Raw genomic sequence first — 20945 nt, forward strand, 5'->3', positions numbered from 1 at the left:
GAGCGGATCGGCGGCAGCGCCGATCCGGCTTGCAACAGGCGGCTTATTCCGCCGCCTGAATCTTGATCACGCCGCGGCGGATCTGGTCTTCCTCGATGGATTCGAACAGCGCGCGGAAGTTGCCTTCGCCGAACCCTTCGTCGCCCTTGCGCTGGATGAACTCGAAGAAGATCGGGCCGATCACGGTCTTGGAGAAGATCTGCAGCAGGATCTTTGTCATCCCGCCGTTCACCACGCCTTCGCCGTCGATCAGGATGCCGTGCTTCTTCATGCGCTCGAGCGGCTCGTCATGGCCGTGCACGCGCTTGCGCGACATCTCGTAATAGGTGTCCGGCGGGCCGGGCATGAATTTCAGCTCGTTGGCGGCCAGTCTGTCGGTGGCGTCGTAGATCCCGTCCGTGCCGACGGCAATGTGCTGGATGCCCTCGCCATTGTACTTGCGCAGATATTCCGCGATCTGGCTGGTGTCGTCCTTGGACTCGTTCAGCGGGATGCGGATCTTGCCGCAGGGCGAGGTGATGGCGCGGCTGACCAGCCCGGTGATGCGGCCGTCGATGTCGAAATAGTGGATCTGGGTGAAGCCGAACAGGTCGCGATAAAAATCCCACCACTTGTCCATGTTGCCGCGATAGACATTGTGGGTGAGGTGGTCGAGGTAGTAGAAGCCGACGCCTTCCGGGTTCGGGTCGCGCTCGCCCAGCCATTCGAACTCGGCGTCGTAAGCTGAACCCTTTGAGCCGTACTTGTCGACGAAATAGATGAGCGAGCCGCCGATGCCGACGATGGCCGGAACGTCCAGCGTCTTGTCGTCGCCGTCATAGGGCGTGGCACCCTTGGAGACGGCATGGTCGAAGGCGTGCTTGGCATCGACCACGCGCCAGGCCATCGAAGGCGCGCACGGCCCATGCTTTTCCACGAACTTCATGCCGTGCGAGCCGGGTTCGGCGTTCAGCACATAATTGATGTCCCCCTGGCGCCAGATGGTGATGTTCTTGGTCCGGTGCTTGGCAACCGGCATATAACCCATGCGCGTGAACAGCTCGGAGAGCTTTTCCGGTTCGGGATGGGCGAACTCGACGAACTCGAAGCCGTCGGTGCCGGCAGGGTTGGCCGTGCTGATTGTTGCGGGCGGCGCGTCGTGAGGGAAGGGTCCCATAGTCTCCTCCTGCGGCTCGAAAGCCGCGAATTTTCATCTTCCCCGCATGATACGCCCGCAAAGGTGCACAGTGCTTGCATTCGAATGCCGCAAGTGCTCGAATTGCGCATGGACCGTGTAAGAAAGGGCATTCTGGTATGAATGACGCGCATCTTGATCAATTTGATCGCAAGATACTGTCATGTCTGCAGGCGGATGGCCGGCTCACCAACAACGACCTGTCGGAGCGCGTGAACCTGTCGCCGTCGCAATGTTCGCGGCGGCGCCAGAGGCTGGAGGATGACGGATATATCCGCGGCTATCGCGCGGTGCTCGACCGCGAGCGGCTGGGGTTTCCGCTGGTCAACGTCATCTCGGTGACGCTGGCCACGCACAACCGGGACAATGCGCAACGCTTTGCCGATCTGCTCGCGCGCCTGCCCGAAGTGCAAGAGGCGCACGCCCTGACCGGCGAGATGGACTACATTCTGAAAGTGGTGACGCCGGACCTGAGGTCGCTGGCTGACTTCGTCAACGGCGTGCTCCTGCCGCACGAATCCGTGCAGCATGTGAAGACCGCGATCGTGTTGCAGACCCTGAAGGAAACGTCGGCCCTGCCGCTTTAGGCGACAGGGCGAAGAGGGTTCAGCCTCTGACCTGCTGTGCGGCCAGGAAAAGATTGGTCGAGCGCGCGCCGGACCGGCAATAGGCGAAGACCGGGCCGTCGAGTTCGTCCAGCGCCTTGGCCATGGCTTCGGCGGCTTCCATCGTCACCGGCTGGCCGCTGATGAGCGGTACATGGCGGAAGCCGAGGCCGGCGGCCTCAACCGCCTTGCGGATCTCGTCGGCGGAAGGCTGGCCGGGTTGCTCGTTATCGGGGCGATTGCAGATGATGCCCTTGAAGCCGGCCGCCTTGATGGTGGCGATGTCGTCGGCGGTGATCTGCCCCGACACCGAATAATCGTCGGAAATCTGGCGGTATTCCATGGTGCTCCTCACAGGCGCTCAGAGCATGATCCCGAAAAGTTGCAGACTTTTCGGACAAGATCATGCGTCAAAAACTAATCCTAGAGCGAGATGGTGATTCAACGGGGAAGCCGTCTCGCTCTAATCGGTTGCGGCAAACATAGTGCGGGCCGCCTGGTTTCGCGAGGCATGTCTTGCCTCGCGAAAATGATTTCCTGTCCCGGCAGTACGCTCAGGCTGCGTCCGCCAGCTTGCCTGTCTCGGCAGCCTTGCGCAGCAGTTCGGCCGGCTTGAAGATGTCCTTGCCGGTGCGGGCATGCCAGTAATCCAGTCGCTCGACGATCTTGGCGAAACCTTCGAGGCCAGCCCAGAACATCGGGCCGCCCTTGCCGATCGGGAAGCCGTAGCCGTTGACCCAGACGATATCGATGTCGGAAGCGCGGGCGGCGATGCCTTCCTCGAGGATTTTCGCGCCTTCGTTAATCAGCGGATAGAAGGTGCGCTCGACGATCTCCTGCGACGAGATCTCGCGGCGCTCGATGCCGAGCTCCTTGGCCTTCTCTTCGATCAGGCCAGCGACCTCCGGGTCGGGCGTCGGCGTGCGGGCGCCGCTCTCGTAGAGATACATGCCGCGCCCGGTCTTCTGGCCGAAACGGCCCTGTTCGCACAGCGTGTCGGCGATGATCGCCTTCTTGCCTTGCGCCTTGCGGTTGCGCCAGCCGATGTCGAGGCCGGCGAGGTCCCACATCTGGAACGGGCCCATCGGCCAGCCGAAGTCGGTGAACACCTTGTCGACCTGCTGCGGGGTTGCGCCTTCGAGCAGCAGCGTCTCGGTCTCCGAGCCGCGCGCGCCCAGCATGCGGTTGCCCACGAAGCCGTGGCAGACGCCGACGACGACCGGCACCTTGCCAATCTTCTTGCCTACCGCCAGCGCCGTTGCCAGAACGTCGGGTGCCGTCTTGGCGCCGCGCACGATCTCCAGCAGCTTCATGACATTGGCCGGCGAGAAGAAGTGCAGGCCCAGGAAATCCTGCGGCCGGCTGGTCGAGGCGGCGATTTCGTTGACGTCGAGATAGGAGGTGTTGGTGGCGAGGATCGCGCCGGGCTTCGCCACCGCTTCGATCTTGCCGAACACTTCCTTCTTCACCGACATTTCCTCGAACACGGCCTCGATGATGAGGTCGCAATCGGCGAGATCGGCATAATCGGTTGAAGGAGTAAAGGCGGCCATGCGTTTGGCCTTGGCCTCTTCAGTCAGCGAGCCGCGCGAGACGGAGATCGCATAGTTCTTTTCGATCGTGCCGAGGCCGCGGTCTAGCGCTTCGCGGTTCATCTCGAGCAGCGTGACCGGGATGCCGCCGTTGACGAAGGCCATGGCGATGCCGCCACCCATGGTGCCGGCGCCGATGATGCCGACGCGGGCAATCTCGCGCGGCTTCACGTCCTTGCCCACGCCCGGCACTTTTGCGGCCTCGCGCTCGGCAAAGAACAGGTGGCGCTGCGCCTTCGACTGGTCGCCTGCGACCAGCTTGGCGAAGATTTCGCGTTCCTTGGCCAGCGCCTCGTCGAAGGGTAGGGTGAGCGCGTTGCGCACGGATTCGGCGCAGGCGACCGGCGCTTCCAGCCCGCGCGCCTTCTTGGCATGTTCGGCCGCGCGAGCATCGAAAGCGGCGAGATCGGCATTTTCGATCAGATCGTTGCGGTCGCGCACGGCGACGGCCGGCTTGCCGGATTTTACCTGCTCACGCGCGAAGGCGACGGCGCTGGCGACCAGGTCACCCTCGACGAGGGCATCGACGAGGCCGTTCGCATGGGCTTCCTTGGCGCTGATCGGCGTGCCGGAGACGATCATGTCGAGCGCCTTCAGCGGGCCGACAAGGCGCGGCAGGCGCACCGTGCCGCCGGCGCCGGGCAGGATGCCAAGCTTCACTTCGGGCAGGCCGACCTTCGCGCTCGCTTCGGCCACGCGATAATGACAGCCCAGCGCCAGTTCCAGCCCGCCGCCGAGAGCCGTGCCGTGGATGGCCGCCACCGCCGGCTTGCCGAGCGTTTCGAGCGCTGAGATCAGGTCGCGCAACTCCGGCGCCTGCATCGGCTTGCCGAACTCGGTGATGTCTGCGCCGGCGACGAAGGTGCGGCCCGCGCAGGCCAGCACGATGCCGGCAACGGAGGCATCGTCGCGCAGGGCGGTCAGGGCAGCCAGCAGGGGTTCGCGCACGTGAAAGCTCATCGCGTTCACCGGCGGATTGTCGATGGTCACGATGGCGATCTCGCCGTCGCGGGCGAGGGTCACTGCGTCGGTCATTCGAAAAAACTCCCCTTATGGCGCATCAGGCGCCGATAGCTGGCTGGTCGGGAGAGAGGGCGGTGCCAGATGCTGCCCGGCCTCCCTTCAGGACATGCGCCTGAGTATGTGAAGAGGGGAGGTCGGGTCAACCGCCTTGGGAGGCTGCCCAACGGAGTTTGGATTGGGCTGGCGGATCGCGACCCTGAAAAGATCGCGCCCCGTCAGTGAGTTGGCGCGTCAGCTTGAATCGGTTTGTCCGCTCAGCTTCCCAGGATCGCGCCTTTGATCGTATCGACGTTGTGGTGCATCATGTCGATATAGGTCGAGGCGGGGCCATCGGCGGGCGACAGAGCGTCCGAATAGAGCGTGCCGCCGACCTTGAGGCCGGTCTCGGATGCGATCTGCTCGATCAGCCGGGCATTGGTGATGTTCTCGACAAAGACCGCCGAGGCCTTGTCTTCTCTCACCTGCTTGATCAGCGCTGCGACATCGGCCGCCGAAGCTTCGGCTTCCGTCGAAATGCCTTCCGGCGCGAGGAAGGTCAGGCCGTATTCATGCTCGAAATAGCCGAAGGCGTCATGCGAGGTGATAATGGTGCGCTTGTCTTCCGGGATCGAGGCGACGGCGGCCTTCACGTCCTTTTCGGTTTCCGTCAGCTTCTGCGTGTAAGCTGCCGCATTGGCCTTGTAGGCGTCGCAGCCTTCCTTGTCGGCCGCACAGAACGCATCGGCGATGTTCTTCACATAGATCTTCGCATTGGCAATGGACTGGAAGGCGTGTGGGTCGATGTCGCCGTGATGGTGGTCCGCGTGGCTATCATCGGCGGCGTGCTCGTGCTCTTCCTTCATCTTGATCGGCTCGACACCCTTGGTGAGCTCGACGATCGAGGCCTTTGTGGCGCTGGCCTCGACCAGGCGCTGCAGAAAGCCCTCGAAATGCAGGCCGTTGACCAGCACCACGTCGGCCTTGCTCATGGCCATGGCGTCAGTCGGCTTGGGCTCGTAGACATGGGCGTCGCCGTCCGGTCCCACCAGCGTGGTCACCTCTATGCGGTCTCCGCCGACATTCTTCGCGAAATCCTCGATGATCGAGAAGCTTGCCACTACCTTCAGCGGTTCAGCGAATGCCGAGGCAAGTCCGAAGGGTAGTGATGTTATAACGCTCACAAGGGCGGCGAGCCGAAGGGACTTGAGCATTGGGTGGTCTCCTTGTGGTTGATCAGGCGGTTCTGTGGCGGTGACGGCGCAGGCGCGTGTTGAAGACGCCGCGCGTGCCGAAAATGGTCGAGACGAAATACACCAGCCCGGCCGAGAGGATGATGGCCGGACCGGAGGGCAGCGAGGCGTGATAGGACAACAACAACCCCGCGATGCACGAGCCGAAGCCGATGACGATGGCAAGCAGGCACATAGGCTCCACGCGCGCCGTCCAGAAACGTGCGGCGGCGGCCGGCAGCATCATCAGGCCCACGGAAAGCAGCGTGCCGAGCGCCTGGAAGCCGCCGACGAGATTGAGCACCACCAGCCCGAGGAAGATGAAATGCACCGGCGTGCCGAGCCGGCTCACTGAGCGCAGGAACAGCGGATCGAGGCATTCCGCGACGATGGCGCGCCAGAAGATGCCGAGCGTCGCCAGCGTGATGACTGAAATCGCGGCGATCAGCGTTAGCGCATCGTTGTTGAGGGCAAGCACCGTGCCGAACAGCACATGCATGAGATCCACGCTCGACCCGCGCAGCGAAACCATCAGCACGCCGAGCGCCAGCGAGATCAGGTAGAAGGCAGCCATCGAGGCATCTTCCTTCTGCACGGTGAAGCGCGACACCGCACCCGCGCCCAGCGCGACGATGACGCCGGCGATCAGTCCGCCGATGGTCATCGGCACGATCTGCAGGCCGAAGAACAGGAAGCCGACCGCCGCCCCCGGTAGGATGGCGTGCGCCATGGCGTCGCCCGTCAGGCTCATGCGACGCAGCATCAGGAACACGCCGACAGGGCAGGCGCCCAGCGACAGCATCAGCGAGCCCGCCAGCGCGCGCTGCATGAAGCCGAATTCGACGAAGGGGGCGATCAGGAAATCATACATGGCGCCGCTCACGCAGCCCTTGGGCCGGTTTCATGGTCGGGACGGTCGAGCACTTCGCCATGCTCGTGATGGTGATGGTGGTCGTGGGCATGCGGATGAGCATGCGCATGGCCATGCCCATGGTCGGGCTCGCACCAGGGCGCGTCCTCGTGCCAGGCTTCGTCGAAGCGGCGGGCCCGCAGCAGGTTGTCCGGCCGCAGTGTCTCTTTCGTTTCGCCCCAGGCGACGGGCCGGCGCGCCAGCAGCAGCGTCTCGGGAAAGTGTTCGCGGACGAGCTCGAGGTCGTGCACCACCACCATCACCGTGCGGTTCTCGCCATGCCAGCGCTTGATGAGCTGGATGAGGTCGCTGACGGTCTTGGCGTCGACGGCGTTGAACGGCTCGTCGAGAAGGATCAATTCCGCGTCCTGCACGAGAACGCGGGCGAACAGCGCCCGCTGAAGCTGACCGCCCGAAAGCGAGTCGATCGGACGCGTTTCGAAGCCTTCGAGGCCGACGGCCTTCAGTGCCTTCGAGACTTCTTCGCGGTCTTCCTTGGTGAAGCGCCCGAGCAGGCCCCGGCGAGGCCACAGTCCCAGCGACACAAGGTCGACGACCCGGGCGGGAAAGGAGCGGTCGAGTTCCGACTGTTGCGGCAGGTAAGCGATGCGGGCGTTGCGTGTGTTCAGGCACGCCCCGGCCATCGGCTTCAATACGCCGACGATGCCCTTCATCAGCGTCGATTTGCCGGAGCCGTTGGCGCCGACGACAGCCGTCAGCGAGCCTGCCTTCACGGCGCCGTTGAGGTGATGCACCGCCGGGTGGCTGTTGTAGCCGAGCGTCAGGTCACGGAATGTCAGGCAGGCGTCGGTCATGGTCGTCCGTGGGCCAAGGTGATCGTCGTCGTCTGGATATGTGATGTTATTACATTAGTCAAGAATTCGGATCGGCAAGTGTCTGCACGCTGCCCGCCCACAATCGGTGGGAAGATGTGGGGGATACCCGTGGGGCGGCCTTGCCCGCCAGGAAGCTGAAAACTAAAGAGGGCGGGCACGGAACAACAGGAAGGAAGCGAGCCATGACCATCCGCCGTATCGATGTCGGTCCCCGCATGAGCGACATCGTCATCCACAACAACACGATCTATCTGGCCGGCCAGGTCGGCACGCCGGGCGCGAGCGTCACCGAGCAGACCAAGGCGGTGCTGGCCTCCATCGACGAGCTGCTGGCCAAGGCCGGTTCGGACAAGACCAAGATCCTCCAGGCGATCATCTGGCTGGCCGACATGAACACTTTTGGCGAAATGAACGCCGTTTGGGACGCTTGGGTTCCGCAGGGCCACACGCCGGCCCGCGCCACTGGCGAGGCCAAGCTGGCAACCCCGGACTACAAGGTCGAGATCATCATCACGGCGGCGCTCTGAGCGGCCGTCCGCCTAAAATCCTGATTATGCCGCCGCGTCGCCGGCGGCATAATTTTTTGCTTTTCCGGCGTAGCGGGGGGCCGCATCGGGCCGCGTCGAGTGGGTGGAGGCTTGCCGCTGGTCCCTTCGCGTGAGCGGGCTTGAAAGTGAGCGCTCCAACACGAAAATGCCCGAATTCACACCTTTTCTCTTCGCATTGATTCGACTGACGTTTTGACAGGAAATGTCCGATACATTTCCAGCCGGCTCATATTTCAGTGAAAAGATTATTCGGTCGGTGCTTTGATGCAACCAATCGTCACCTGAACTGTTCTGGCCCTACAACGGCTGCGTCCACGGCGCGGCCGGTTTCCACTTGAGCGGAATTGCTATTGATGAATCTCCAGACCGACCCCGTAACCTTGGAAAAGGCCGTCTCGGGTCTTCAGTCGACCGCGGAACAGCCGATCCGCTCGAATTTCTTGCCGGAGGACCGCCTGAGGGTTTTGGGTGAGAGTCTGGCCCGCAACGAACTCACCCAATTTTACGGGCTGGAGACCTTCGACTTCCAGGCCCGCATCCGCGAGAATGCCGAGAAGATCCTCGATGTCTATCGCGCCACCAACGCCGCCCAAGGGCGCGGCGAAACGATCACCCCGGCCGCCCAGTGGCTGCTCGACAACAACTATCTGGTCGAGGAGACTATCTTCCAGGTCAAGCGGGACCTGCCGCGCCGGTTCTACCGCGAACTGCCCACCATAGAACTGGCGAATGGCGTCGTCACACCGCGCGCGCTGGCGCTGGCCTGGGTCTATGTCGCCCATTCCGACAGCACCGTCTCGGGGGATATGTTCAAGACGCTGGTCGATGGCTACCAGAGCATTGAGCCCCTGCGCATCGGCGAACTGTGGGCGCTTCCGTCGTTGCTGCGCTTTGTGCTGGTCGAAAATCTGCGCCGCCTGGCCGTGCGAGTGAAGCGCACGCACGAGATGCGACAGGTCGCCAATGAGGTGGCTGACCAGATCGCGGCTACCAGCGACGGCGAGAAACGCGAGGCAATGCTGTCTCGCTATACGAACCACGCGCAGGACACGACCTTTGCCACGCAGCTGCTCTACCGGCTGCGCGACGGCTCGCAGAATGCGGGCACGGCGCTGGTGTGGCTCGAGGACCAGCTCGAAAATTCCGGCTCTGACGCTGAGGAGATCATCCTCACCGAGCACCAGACCTTGTCGAGCGCCAACGTGACCACCGGCAACATCATCCGGGGACTGCGTTTGCTCAATGACGTCGACTGGACGCAATGGTTCGAGTCGGTCAGCCCCATCGACGCGCTGCTGCGCCTGCGCAGCAATTTCGGCCAGCTCGACTTCCAGTCGCGCGACCAGTACCGCACCGCCATCGAAGACCTCGCTCGCCGCTCCAAGAATACCGAATACGAAGTCGCCGAGCGCGCGGTGGAAATGGTCAAGGACGGCGCCGAGGGGGACGAAACGGCCGGCGATCGCTGCAACGACATCGGCTTTTACCTCGTCGGCCCGAAGCGTCCCGAGCTCGAGCGGGCGATCGGGTATCGGCGAGGCTTCAACCTGATGTTCACGCGGGTATTCCGGCGCACCGGCTGGCTGGGCATCGTCATCCCGGTCCTACTGCTGACAGCGCTGCTCCTGATGTTGGCGGGCTTCGCGCTTGCCGGCATCGGAATGTCGAAGGGTGAGATCGCACTGATGCTGGTGCTGTTCTCGATCCCGGCAAGCGAAGGCGCGATGGCCTTCTTCAACACCATCGTGCTCCTGTTCCTGAAACCGACCCGGCTGGTCGGGTACGAATATAAGGACGGCGTGCCTGCCGAGGCGCGCACGCTGGTCGTGGTGCCTTCGCTGATCGGCTCGCGCGACGATGTCGAGGAAAACATCCGGCAGCTCGAGGTTCATCACCTGGCCAATATGCACGGCGAGATCCATTACGCGATCTTGTCGGACTGGCCGGACAGCCGCATGGAGCAGACTGCCGGCGACCTGGAAATCCTCAACCATGCGCGTGACGAGATCGCCAAGCTCAATGCGCGCTATCCGGTCGAAGGCGCGCCGCTGTTCCATCTGCTGCATCGGCGCCGGCTCTTCAATCCGACTCAAAAGTGCTGGATGGGCTGGGAGCGCAAGCGCGGCAAGCTGCACGAGCTGAACCTGCTGCTGCGTGGCGACGCCGACACCACGTTCCTGCCGCCCGACGCTCCGCTGCCGGACAACATCGTCCATGTCATGACGTTGGACGCCGACACCCGGATGACCCGCGACGCGGTGAAGCGCCTGGTGGGCAAGATGTGCCATCCGCTCAACCGGCCGGAGTTCGATCCCAAGCGCCGCTGCGTGACGGCCGGCTACGCCATATTGCAGCCGCGCGTCACGGCCTCGCTGACGACGGGCGACGAGGCCTCGTTCTTCCAGCGCGTCTTCTCGGCCAATCGCGGCCTGGATCCTTACGTCTTCGCCGTTTCCGATCTCTATCAGGACGTGTTCGGCGACGGCTCCTTCACCGGTAAGGGGCTGTACCACATAGATGCGATGGAAGCGGCACTGAAGGGGCGCATCCCGGAAAACGCTGTTCTCAGCCACGACCTGCTTGAAGGCGCGCTGTCGCGTTCGGCGCTCGTCACCGATGTCGAGGTGGTGGAGGACTACCCGACCCGCTACTCGGTCGATGCTTCCCGCCACCATCGCTGGGCGCGCGGCGACTGGCAGCTTCTCGGCTTCATGCTCGATCCCAAGTCGGGCGTGCCGGCCCTCTCGCGCTGGAAGATGCTCGACAACCTGCGGCGCTCGCTGACGCCGATTTTCTGGGTCGCTTCGGCGGTTGCCGGCTGGACCCTGCTGCCGTTCACGCAGGCGGCGCAGTGGCAGGCGCTGCTGATCCTCGTGCTGTTCATGGCGCCCACATTCGACATCGTCAATTCGATCCTGCCGAAGAACCGTGACGCCACTGCGCGCGGCCATTTCAGCGCGCTGTTCCGCGACATCGCCTTCGGTACCGCCATGGTGGCGCTGCGCGTGGTGCTGATGGCCCACAATGCCTGGATGATGGGCGATTCCATCATGCGCACGCTCTACCGGCTTTTCGTCAGCCGGCAGAACCTGCTCGAATGGCGCACCGCCTCGCAGGCGCACAAGGCCGGCGACAACGATCTCCTGTCCTACTACCGGCTGATGCGCGGCGCCGTGGTGATCGCGATCGTCGGGCTCGCCATTCCCGTGGCGGCGGATTCGACCGGCAGCTTCGTCGCATTCTTCTTTGCGATCTTCTGGGCAGGCTCGCCCGCCTTTGCCTGGCTCATCAGCCGCTCGGCCGAGACCGAGGACCGGCTGCGCATTTCCGACCGCGACATCCAGCGGCTGCGCATCGTGGCGCGGCGCACGTGGTCCTATTTCGAAACCTTCGTGACGGCGGACAACAACATGCTTCCGCCGGACAATTTCCAGGAGACCCCGCAGCCGGTGGTCGCGCACCGCACGTCGCCGACGAATATCGCCGTCTATCTCCTGTCGGTCATTTCCGCCCGCGACTTCGGCTGGATCAGCCTTGCCGAGGCGGCCACCCGCATCGACCAGACGCTGACCACGATCGAGCGGATGAACCGCTATCGGGGTCATCTCTACAACTGGTACGACACGGTCACCCTGCGGCCGCTTCTGCCGCTCTATGTCTCTAGTGTCGACAGCGGCAATCTGGCCGGCCATCTGGTAGCGGTGGCGGCCGCCTGCGCCGAATGGGCCGAAGCACCTTCGGTCCATCTTCAGGGCGATTTCGACGGCCTGCTCGACGCGGTGGCGATCCTCGGCGAAAGCCTCGACGAACTTCCGGACGACCGCCGGCAGCTGCGGCCGCTGCGCCAGCGCCTGCGCGACCGCATCGACGGCATGGCGCGCGCCATCGCGACCATCAAGTTGCAGCCGGAAATGGCGTCGATCCGCACCATCAATCTGGCCGTGCTCTCCGGCGAGATCCGCAAGCTGGCCAGCGCCATCCATACAGAGGTCGGCACAGCGCGCAGCGAAGTGCTGACCGACTGGGCGGCCAAGTTGGAGGCCGCCTGCGAGGCGCATGTCCACGACGCCCACAGCGACGAAAAGTCTATCGAACAGCTGCGAAACAAGCTGAAGAACCTTCAGGAACGGGCCCGCCGCTTCGCCTTCGAGATGGATTTTACTTTCCTCTTCCGGCGCGAGCGCAAGCTGCTGTCCATCGGCTACCGCGTCGAAGAGCACCAGCTTGACGAGAGCTGCTACGACCTGCTCGCCTCCGAGGCGCGGCTGACCAGCCTTTTCGCCATCGCCAAGGGCGACATCCCCACCGAGCACTGGTTCAGGCTTGGCCGCCCGATCGTCGAGATCGGCTTCCGGGGCGCGCTGATGTCGTGGGCGGGCTCGATGTTCGAGTACCTGATGCCGCCGCTGGTAATGAAGGAGCCGCAGGGCGGCCTGCTCAACCAGACGAACAAGCTGGTGATCCACCGCCAGATCCAGTACGGCCGCTCAAAACACGTTCCCTGGGGGATCTCGGAATCGGCGTACAACGCCCGCGACCGCGAGATGACCTACCAGTACACCAATTTCGGCGTGCCTGGTCTGGGGCTCAAGCGTGGCCTCGGCCTGAACACGGTGATCGCGCCCTATGCTACCGTGCTGGCCGCGCAGTTCATGCCGCATGAGGCGGTTCAGAACCTGGAGCGTCTGCAGCGCCTGGGCGCGCTCGGCCGCTACGGCTATCATGACGCCGTCGACTTCACGCCGCAGCGCGTGCCGGAAGGCACCACCCATGCGATCGTCTACAACTACATGGCCCATCACCAGGGCATGTCCATCGCCTCCGTGGCCAACGCGATCTTCGAAGGCCGCCTGCGCGATCGCTTCCATAGCGATCCCGTCATCGAGGCCGCCGAACTGCTTCTGCAGGAGAAGGCCCCGCGCGACATCACGGTCTCGACCGTGCGCACCGAGGCGGACGAGCGCGGCAAGGTCGAGACGCTCGAGCAGGCCGCCGATACCCGCCTGGTGGTCGAGCCTGCCCGTGCCTTGCGCTCGACCAACCTGATGTCGAACGGCCGCTACTCGGTGATGGTGACGGCGACCGGCTCTGGCTACAGCCGCTGGAACGACCTTTCCATCACAAGGTGGCAGCCCGATCCGACGGAAGACCGGTACGGGACCTACCTGTTCCTGCGTGACACCGAGACGGGCGAGTGGTGGTCCGCCACCACCGAACCCAAACGCGCGGCCTCCGAGCACGCGCAGACGCTGTTCAGCGACGACAAGGCCAGCTTCATCAAGACCGTCGGCACCCTGCGTTCCGAAGTCGAGTGCATTGTCGTATCGGAAGGCAACGGCGAGGGCCGGCGCATCACCATCGCCAATGACGGCATCGCCGACCGCCATATCGAGGTGACCTCATTTGCCGAGCTGGTGCTTGCGCCCGAGGCGGCCGACAACGCTCACCCTGCCTTCTCCAAGATGTTCGTCGAAACCGAGATCTTGCCGAACAGCCGCGCCATCTTCGCGACCCGGCGCAAGCGCAGCGCTGGAGAGCCGGATATAGCGGCGGCGCATTTTGTGACCGACGCCTCGGGCTCGACCCGGGACACGGAGGCCGAAACCGATCGCCGTGCCTTCATCGGTCGCGGGCGGACCATTGCCGACGCCGCCGCCTTCGACCCCGGCGTCAGGCTGGGCGGCCATGCCGGCTTCGTGCTCGATCCGGTGATGGCGCTGCGCAGCCGTGTGCGCGTGCCGGCCAACAAGAAGGTGTCGCTGACGTTCTGGACCATGGTGGGCGCCGATCGCGCCGAGGTCGAGGCTGCGATGAGCAGGCTCGGCCATCCCGAGAGCTTCCACCGCCAGGCCATGCTCGCCTGGACGCGGTCGCAGGTGCAGACGCGCCATTTCGGCCTCAGCCTGTCCGATGCTTCCAATGTGCAGCAACTCGCGCGTTATCTGCTCTACCCGGATCCGTTCTTGCGTATGCCGGCCGAGACGATCGCGACGGGCTTGGGGCAGCAGTCGGCGCTCTGGCCGATGGGAATCTCCGGCGATTTCCCGATCCTGGCGATCAGGATCGGCGACGTCGCCGACCTCGATATCGTCGCCCAGGCCTTGCGCTTCCAGGAATACATGCGCGCGCGCGGCATGCTTGCCGATCTCGTCATCGTCAACGAGCAGGCTTCATCCTACGTCCAGGATCTACAGCAGGCGATCGAAACGCTGGCTGACAACAGCCGGTCGCGCGGCAAGGAGCTCGGGCCGCGGCAGCACATCTTTGCCGTGCGCCGCGATCTGATGGAGGAGACGTCCTACAAGACCTTGTTGGCGGTCGCTCGGGTGTCGCTGCACACCAGGAACGGCACCATCTTCGACCAGATCGAGCGCGCCGAAGCCACTGCCCTGCAGGCAAGGGATCAGCTGGCGGCCACCGAGACGTCGATGATGCGTGAATTCGCCATGGATATGAGGAGGGGTGCACCGTCGGTCCCGGCCACCCGACCAAAGGGTGACACCGGTCTCCACGCCTGGAACGGCTTCGGCGGCTTCGACCGCGACGGGCGCGACTATGTCGTGCACCTCGACGGCCGGCGTACCACCCCGCAACCGTGGATCAACGTGGTCTCCAACGCGTCGTTCGGCTTCCACACTTCGGCCGAAGGCGCGTCCTTCACCTGGAGCCGCAACAGCCGCGACTTCCAGCTGACGCCATGGTCCAACGATCCGGTCAGCAACCGGCCGGGCGAGGCGATCTACATCTACGACCATGCCGACGGGCAGGCGTTCTCGCCCTTTGCGGCCGTGCTTCGTGACGAGTCGGTCGCCTACGAAGCGCGACACGGGCAAGGCGTAAGCACGTTCACCGCGTCGCGGGGTCCGATTTCGACCGAGGTGACCCAGCTCGTCGATCCGGTCGATCCGGTGAAGATCTCGCGTCTGCGGATCCGCAATTCGGGCGGCGCGTCCGTGCGCCTGCGGGTCTATGCCTATGTCGAGTGGGTGCTGGGCAACAACCGCGCCAAGTCGGCGCCGACCATCGTGCCCTCGCAGGACCCGCTGACCGGCGCGCTGCTGGCCAAGAATGCCTATAGCCTCGACTTCTGCGAACGCGTCGCCTTCCTGGCGTGCGACGGCGATGCCCACTCGGTGACCGCCGACCGCACCGAGTTCATCGGCCGGGGTGGGTCGGTGGAGAAGCCGCATGCGGTGACCCGCGGCCTGGACCTGACGGGCAAGATCGAGGCGGGCATTGACCCTTGCGCCGCCATGGCGCGCGACGTCGAAGTCCCGGCAGGCGGCGAGATATCCATGCTGTTCCTGCTCGGCGACGCGGACTCGCCGGAAGAGGCCAGGGATCTCGTTGTCCGTCATCGCCGGCGCGACTTCGACGAACGGCTCGCCGAGAACGAAAGCAACTGGCGCGGTTTCCTCGACACGTTGCAGGTCGAGACGCCGGACAAGTCCTTTGACGCGCTGGTCAACAACTGGCTGCCCTATCAGAGCCTGGCCTGCCGCATCCGTGCCCGCACTGCCTTCTATCAGGCCAGCGGCGCCTTCGGCTTCCGCGACCAGCTGCAGGATACGCTGTCGCTGATGATGCACGATCCGCAACTCGCGCGTGACCAGATCCTCAACGCAGGGCACCGGCAGTTCCCGGAAGGCGACGTGCAGCACTGGTGGCTGCCGCGTACCGGCGCAGGCGTGCGCACGATGATCTCCGACGATGTGGTCTGGCTGGCCTATGGCACGGCGAGCTACGTGAAGGCGACCGGCGATGCTACGATCCTGGAAGAAAGCATCCCCTTCATAGAGGGCGAGCCTCTGGAGCCGGGTCAGCACGACAACTTCTTCACGCCGGAAACATCCGAAAAGTCCGTGTCGCTCTACGAGCACTGCGCGCGGGCGCTGGACCTCGCCATCAAGCGCACCAGCGCCGGCGGCCTGCCGCTGATGCTCGGCGGCGACTGGAACGACGGCATGAACCGCGTCGGCGAGGAGGGGAAGGGCGATAGTGTCTGGCTGGGCTGGTTCCTGCTCAAGACGCTCGGCGACTTTGCGCCGATCGCCCGCGAACAGGGCGACACGAAGCGCGCGGACAAATGGGAGAAGCATGCGAAGCGCCTGAAGCAGGCGATGGAGAAGACCGCCTGGGACGGCCAGTGGTACCGCAGAGGCTCCTATGACGATGGCTCTCCGCTTGGCTCGCACCTGTGCGACGAGTGCAAGATCGATTCCATCGCCCAGTCCTGGAGCGTCCTGTCTGGGCAGGGCGATCCGGCGCGGTCGAAGCAGGCCATGGACTCTGCGATGGAGATGCTGGTCGACAACGAGCACAAGCTCGTCAGGCTGTTCACTCCGCCCTTCTCGAACACCGAAAAAGACCCGGGCTACATAAAAAGTTACCCGCCGGGCGTGCGCGAGAATGGTGGCCAATATACGCATGCCTCGACCTGGTTCGTCATCGCCTTGGCCGAAATGGGGCGGGCCGATGACTCCTATCGCTGCTTCAGCATGCTCAATCCGGTCAACCATTCCCTGGACGAGCACGCGGCCGAGCACTACCGCGTGGAGCCCTATGTCGTGGTCGCCGACATCTACTCGGAAGGCGACAAGGCCGGTCGCGGCGGCTGGACGTGGTACACGGGCTCGGCCGGGTGGCTCTACCGGGCGGCGGTCGAGGCCATTCTGGGCATCCGCAGGGAAGGGCAGCGCCTGACTTTGACGCCCGTGCTGCCGAGCGATTGGCCAGGTTATTCGGCTACCCTTAAGGTTGCCGGAACGGTCCATCGCATCCGGGTCGAGCGCGAAAAGGGCGCCGAGGCAGTCAGCATCGAGGTCGACGGAAAGCGGCTTCGCGGGTCGTCCTTCGAGCTCAAATCCGGAAGTAAAAGCGAAATCCTCGTGCGGCTTCCGGGTTAGCCAAAATGAAAATTTGGGCGGCCGGCCCCAACAGGGGCCGGCCGCCATTATTTTGCCGTAAGCGTGCCATTTTTCTTTAAAACTCAATTCGTTACGCGATCACGTGACATTACGGCGCGTTGCTCGATGTTGTTTCGAAATGGCGGAACCAAGTCTGTATGTGAGCATTGTCTTGCGGTGCAGCGGGCAGTGTTGGGTTCAGCAATGAGTGGCTGCACGGCGTTAACTCTCTGAGGTGAGTTTCGTGTCATTGCTGGAAGTTTATTTTAGAGCGCTTCGGTATTTAGCCGCCGAAAAACGACGCGTGTTTTTCATTTGTACCGCGAATATCATCTTGGCTATTGTCACCATCGCTGAGCCGATCCTGTTCGGTCGCGTCATCGATGCCATCTCCGAGAAAACTGAGCTTGTGCCGACCCTGGCGCTGTGGGCGGGTCTTGGTGCCTTCAACATCGTCGCCTTCGTCCTCGTCGCCCGCGGGGCCGACCGGCTGGCGCATGCCCGCCGCGTGGCGGTCCTGTGCGAATCGTTTGAACAGGTGATCACCATGCCGCTGTCCTGGCATCAGGAGCGCGGCACCTCCAACGCGCTGCACACCATGCTGCGCGCGGTCGAGGCGCTTTTCACGCTGTGGCTGGAATTCATGCGCCAGCACCTGTCCACCGCCGTGGCCCTGGTCCTTCTGGTGCCGACCGCCCTGTCGCTCGACCTGCGCATGTCGCTTGTGCTTCTGGCGCTGGGCGTGTTCTACCTCGTCGTCAGCCGCATCGTCATGCACAAGACCAAGGACGGCCAGACCAAGGTGGAGCGCCACTATCAGGAGGTGTTTTCCCACGTCACCGATTCGGTCAACAACGTTTCGGTGCTGCAGAGCTACAACCGCATCTCGCTTGAGACCCAAAAACTGCGCAGCCACGTGCGCGACCTGATCAACGCGCAGTATCCGGTGCTCGACTGGTGGGCGCTTGCCAGTGCGCTTCATCGCCTGTCGTCCACGGTCTCGATGATGATCGTGCTGATGATCGGCGCCTTGCTGGTGTCTCGGGGTGAACTGCGCATCGGCGATATCGTCGCCTTCACCGGCTTTGCCTCGCTGCTGATCAGCCGCCTCGACCAGATCTCGAACTTCGCCAACCAGATCTTCGATTCGCGCGCCAAGCTGGAAGCTTTCTACAAGCTCGAGGACTCGGTCGCCGACCGCGAGGAGCCGGCCGGCCTTCGCGAACTCGAGAACGTCACCGGCCATGTTCGCTTCGAGAATGTCGTCTTCGAGTTCCCGAATTCCGGCCAGGGCGTGCACGACATCTCCTTCGAGATTCCTGCCGGCCAGACCGTGGCCATCGTCGGTCCGACCGGGGCGGGCAAGACCACGCTTATCAACCTTCTGCAGGGGGTCTACACCCCGCAGGACGGCCGCATCCTTATCGACGGCATCGACACGCGCACCGTCACCAAGAAGTCCCTGCGCCAGTCGATCGCAACCGTGTTCCAGGATGCCGGGCTGTTCAATCGCTCGATCGAGGACAACATCCGCATCGGCCGCGAGAACGCCAGCTATGCCGAAGTTCATGCTGCCGCCCAGGCGGCCGCGGCCCAGGATTTCATCCTGGCCAAGAGCGAAGGCTACGACACCCGCGTCGGCGAACGCGGCGGCCAACTCTCGGGCGGCGAGCGCCAGCGCATCGCCATTGCCCGCGCCATCCTCAAGGACGCACCGATCCTGGTGCTGGACGAGGCGACGAGCGCCCTCGACGTGGAGACCGAGACGCGGGTGAAGGACGCGATCGACGCGGTCCGCCAGGCCCGCACGACCTTCATCATCGCGCACCGGCTGACCACGGTCCGCGACGCCGATCTGGTCGTCTTCATGGACCACGGCCGCGTCGTCGAGATGGGAGGCTTTGCCGAGCTGTCGGCGACCAACGGACGTTTCGCCGCACTGCTGCGCGCCGGCGGCCTGCTGACCGACGAGGACGTGCGTGCCCTCAGCCACGTCTCGGTGCAGCCGGAAGCGGCCTGACATGCGCCGACGGGGAGGCCGCTGCGGCGACCTCCCGCATTGCAGGGGACGGCCGCTCGGGGTAGATAATCCGGCATGAGTGAAACAAGCGCGCGGCCCGGCCGCTGGATCGACCTTGCCAACCCGACACGCTTCCTGGCGCTGGCCGACAGGATCGTTCCCTGGCTTGCCGGCCTTTCGGCGTTGCTGCTGGCCGTCGGACTCTACATGGGCTTCGCCGCGCCGGAGGACTACCAGCAGGGCAGCACCGTCCGCATCATGTACATCCACGTGCCCTTCGCCTGGATTGCCATGATGTGTTACTCGCTGATGGCCTTGTCCTCGCTCGGCACTTTGGTCTGGCGCCACCCGCTGGCCGATGTCTCGCTGAAGGCCGCGGCACCCATCGGCGCCACCTTCACCGCGCTGGCGCTGGTCACCGGCTCGATCTGGGGCAAGCCGACCTGGGGCACCTGGTGGGTGTGGGACGCGCGGCTGACCTCGGTCTTCGTCCTGTTCCTGATGTATCTCGGCGTCATCGCGCTGACGCGCGCGCTCGACGATCCGGCGCGCTCGGCCCGCGCTGCCGCCGTCATGACGCTGGTCGGTTTCGTCAACATCCCGATCATCAAGTTTTCGGTCAACTGGTGGAATACGCTGCACCAGCCGGCGTCCGTGTTCCGGATGGGCGGGCCGACGATCGACCCAAGCATGCTGTGGCCGCTGATGGTGATGGCCGTCGGCATCACGCTTCTGTTCTTCACCTTGCATCTCATGGCCATGCGCACCGAGATCCTGCGCCGCCGCGTCATGGCCATGCGCTATATCGCTGCGCGCCGCGCCGACCGGAAAGCCGACTGAAAACAAGGGATTGGATTGCGGCCTTGAATCAAGGCCGCAATTGATTCTCGCGTTTCTCAGAACGCCTTGAAGGTAAGCGTGGTCAGCGAGCGCACGATGCCCGGCACATTGGCCACGTTCTCGTTGATGAACTTGCCGATGTCGACATCGTCTTCGATGTAGATCTTCATCAACAGGTCGTAGTCGCCGCTGGTCGAATAGAGCTCGGAGGCAACCTCCCGCTCGTAGAGCTGGTCGGCCACCGCATAGGTCTGGCCGGGCACGCATTGCAGTTGGACGAATACGGTTTTCATTGTGCTCTCCTGACGCGGGATTCGACCGGCGCATGAGCCGTCCGGTCCAACATCATGCATTGATTCGACAATCCGGCATTCACTGCAAAGCCCATGCTTGCGCGGGGCTCGGAAGCGGCCGGTCCAGCTCGTGTCTTACACGCCGAGCAGGGTCCGCACCAGCCTGTGATCGGGGTCGGCAAGGCCTTCGATCACATCGAAATGGTGCCGACCGGCTTCCTCCACGCTCGAAATCTCGATGTTGAAACTGCTCCAGAGATTTTCGAGCAGGCGATTCTGGCGCAGGAATTCGGGCCGCTCGTCGGCGCCCACCCAGCAGGTGATATCCACCTCATCGAGCGGTTCGAGCAGCGCCACGCTTTCCACGCGCGCTTCCGCAAGGTCGAGATGCAGCGTCTCGTTCATCTTGGTGTTGAGCAGGGGGCGAAGGTCGTGCAGGCCCGAGATCGAGACGGTCTTGCGCAGTCGCGTGGCAACGTCGCGCTCGAGCGGCGAGGTGGCGGTGTTCATGCGGCTGACCAGATGGCCGCCGGCCGAATGGCCTGTGATCCGCAGCGGGCCCTCGATCTCGCGGGCGGCGGCATTGATCGCCGCGCCGATCTGCCTCGTGATGTCGGAGACGCGCGCTTCCGGCGTCAATACGTAGGAGGGCATCGCCACGGCGTAGCCATGTGCGAGCGGTCCGGCCGCCAGATGCGACCATGCCGATTTGTCGAAGGCCATCCAGAAACCGCCATGCACGAAAACCACGAGGCCCTTGGCCGCGACCTTCGGCAGGAACAGATCGTAGCGGTTACGCGGGTGCGGGCCGTAGGCGATGTTCTCGCGCAGGCGTCCGGCATCCCGCATCTCGTCGCGAAATACCGATGCGGCAACCTCCCATTTTGCCGGATAGTCGGGCCCCCCAGGAATGTAGATCGTGTTCGAATAGGCCTTGTCCCAATCCGTGATCCTGCTTGCCGACATGCTCTCCCCCAATTTCGACGCTTT

The 20945-nt window shown here is 63.9% G+C and carries 13 protein-coding genes; 5 read left to right on the plus strand and 8 right to left on the minus strand.

The window, feature by feature from the left end; translation table 11 throughout:
• Positions 1-43: 43 nt before the first annotated feature.
• Entirely contained in the window at positions 44-1156 is a 1113-nt protein-coding gene (gene hppD / locus ABLE85_RS03885) for a 4-hydroxyphenylpyruvate dioxygenase (protein ID WP_348791352.1), read from the minus strand.
• A gap of 137 nt (positions 1157-1293) precedes the next feature.
• Between hppD and ABLE85_RS03890 the strand changes: the two genes are divergently transcribed.
• Complete coding sequence (locus ABLE85_RS03890) at positions 1294-1761, plus strand: Lrp/AsnC family transcriptional regulator (RefSeq protein WP_348791353.1); 468 nt, start codon at positions 1294-1296, stop codon at positions 1759-1761.
• Positions 1762-1780: 19 nt separating this feature from the next.
• Here the strand turns inward: ABLE85_RS03890 and ABLE85_RS03895 are convergent, their stop codons facing one another.
• The 5 genes from ABLE85_RS03895 to aztA all read right to left on the minus strand — a co-directional run bounded on the left by ABLE85_RS03895 (position 1781) and on the right by aztA (position 7327).
• Complete coding sequence (locus tag ABLE85_RS03895; protein WP_348791354.1) at positions 1781-2122, minus strand: TIGR01244 family sulfur transferase; 342 nt, start codon at positions 2120-2122, stop codon at positions 1781-1783.
• Between the two features lie 211 nt (positions 2123-2333).
• Positions 2334-4406, minus strand: a complete 2073-nt coding sequence (locus ABLE85_RS03900; RefSeq protein WP_348791355.1) for a 3-hydroxyacyl-CoA dehydrogenase NAD-binding domain-containing protein — start codon at positions 4404-4406, stop codon at positions 2334-2336.
• 242 nt (positions 4407-4648) lie between these two features.
• Positions 4649-5584, minus strand: a complete 936-nt coding sequence (gene aztC, locus ABLE85_RS03905; RefSeq protein WP_348791356.1) for a zinc ABC transporter substrate-binding protein AztC — start codon at positions 5582-5584, stop codon at positions 4649-4651.
• Between the two features lie 22 nt (positions 5585-5606).
• The gene (gene aztB / locus ABLE85_RS03910; protein ID WP_348791357.1) at positions 5607-6473 is read right to left on the minus strand and encodes a zinc ABC transporter permease AztB; all 867 of its coding nucleotides are present in this window, start codon (positions 6471-6473) and stop codon (positions 5607-5609) included.
• A gap of 8 nt (positions 6474-6481) precedes the next feature.
• Positions 6482-7327, minus strand: coding sequence for a zinc ABC transporter ATP-binding protein AztA (gene aztA / locus ABLE85_RS03915; RefSeq protein ID WP_348791358.1), 846 nt, complete (start codon positions 7325-7327; stop codon positions 6482-6484).
• Positions 7328-7530: 203 nt separating this feature from the next.
• Between aztA and ABLE85_RS03920 the strand changes: the two genes are divergently transcribed.
• The 4 genes from ABLE85_RS03920 to ABLE85_RS03935 all read left to right on the plus strand — a co-directional run bounded on the left by ABLE85_RS03920 (position 7531) and on the right by ABLE85_RS03935 (position 19662).
• The gene (locus ABLE85_RS03920; RefSeq protein WP_348791359.1) at positions 7531-7875 is read left to right on the plus strand and encodes a RidA family protein; all 345 of its coding nucleotides are present in this window, start codon (positions 7531-7533) and stop codon (positions 7873-7875) included.
• A 374-nt stretch (positions 7876-8249) separates the two neighbouring features.
• A complete protein-coding gene (locus ABLE85_RS03925) occupies positions 8250-16802 on the plus strand; it encodes a glucoamylase family protein (protein ID WP_348791360.1) in 8553 nt (2850 codons plus the stop codon).
• Between the two features lie 244 nt (positions 16803-17046).
• Positions 17047-18822 (plus strand): glucan ABC transporter ATP-binding protein/ permease, encoded by a 1776-nt coding sequence (locus ABLE85_RS03930; protein WP_348791361.1) that lies wholly within the window; start codon positions 17047-17049, stop codon positions 18820-18822.
• A gap of 75 nt (positions 18823-18897) precedes the next feature.
• The gene (locus ABLE85_RS03935; protein ID WP_348791362.1) at positions 18898-19662 is read left to right on the plus strand and encodes a heme ABC transporter permease; all 765 of its coding nucleotides are present in this window, start codon (positions 18898-18900) and stop codon (positions 19660-19662) included.
• A gap of 56 nt (positions 19663-19718) precedes the next feature.
• Here the strand turns inward: ABLE85_RS03935 and ABLE85_RS03940 are convergent, their stop codons facing one another.
• The gene (locus tag ABLE85_RS03940) at positions 19719-19955 is read right to left on the minus strand and encodes an Lrp/AsnC ligand binding domain-containing protein (RefSeq protein WP_348791363.1); all 237 of its coding nucleotides are present in this window, start codon (positions 19953-19955) and stop codon (positions 19719-19721) included.
• Positions 19956-20090: 135 nt separating this feature from the next.
• Entirely contained in the window at positions 20091-20921 is an 831-nt protein-coding gene (locus ABLE85_RS03945) for an alpha/beta hydrolase (RefSeq protein WP_348791364.1), read from the minus strand.
• Positions 20922-20945 lie beyond the last annotated feature (24 nt).

Source organism: Mesorhizobium sp. KR1-2 (assembly GCF_040045035.1).
Taxonomy (GTDB): domain Bacteria; phylum Pseudomonadota; class Alphaproteobacteria; order Rhizobiales; family Rhizobiaceae; genus Pseudaminobacter.